Source organism: Porphyromonas uenonis 60-3 (assembly GCF_000174775.1).
In the GTDB taxonomy this organism is placed as follows: Bacteria; Bacteroidota; Bacteroidia; order Bacteroidales; family Porphyromonadaceae; genus Porphyromonas; species Porphyromonas uenonis_A.
Genome location: NZ_ACLR01000165.1, coordinates 1 through 602 on the forward strand (window position 1 = coordinate 1; position 602 = coordinate 602).

The 602-nt window shown below is 50.3% G+C and carries 1 protein-coding gene and 1 pseudogene; both read left to right on the forward strand.

Going from position 1 to position 602, the window contains the following annotated elements; all coding sequences use genetic code 11:
* On the forward strand, positions 1-252 hold a 252-nt coding region (locus tag PORUE0001_RS10885; protein ID WP_039865675.1), incomplete at its 5' end, for a hypothetical protein.
* Positions 206-602, forward strand: a pseudogene (locus PORUE0001_RS10080) (mobilization protein); the annotation flags it as partial. The gene PORUE0001_RS10885 and the pseudogene PORUE0001_RS10080, both read left to right, overlap by 47 nt.

A 602-nucleotide genomic window follows, 5' to 3' on the forward strand; every position in this document is an offset into this window, starting at 1 on the left:
CCGCGGCAAGGGGTGGGAGCCCCCACCCCGACGAGCGGTTACGAAGAGAAGAGAGTCCTCCGAGGCAAGTTCAGAAAGGAAAATCTCCGCTCCGGGAGCGCCCCCGCGGCAAGGGGTGGGAGCCCCCACCCCGACGAGCGGGTTCCCGAAGAGAAGTCGACCGAGCTTGCGAAACGAGAAAAAAAACTTCGCTTTTTACTTGCATTTGAACTTAGAAAGCGCTCAAATATTCCCTATTCTGACTTCATATGACGAGCTTGCTAACTATCTCTCTCCCTTTCTGGATGCTTGGGAGGGTGGCGCGCAAGACCAGTTACAGGGGCAGATAGCATCAGCAAAGATTCCTTTGTCAAGAATGATTTCACCAGCATTGTATTGGGTGATGACGGGCGATGACTTCTCTCTAGACATCAATAACCCAAATGAGCCGAAAGTGCTTGTAGTAGGGAACAACCCCGACCGACAAAACATCTATTCGGCTGCTCTTGGACTCTACAATAGCCGCATTGTGAAGCTTATCAATAAGAAGCATCAACTTAAAAGCTCGGTGATTATAGATGAGCTACCGACCATCTACTTCCGTGGTCTTGATAATCTGATTG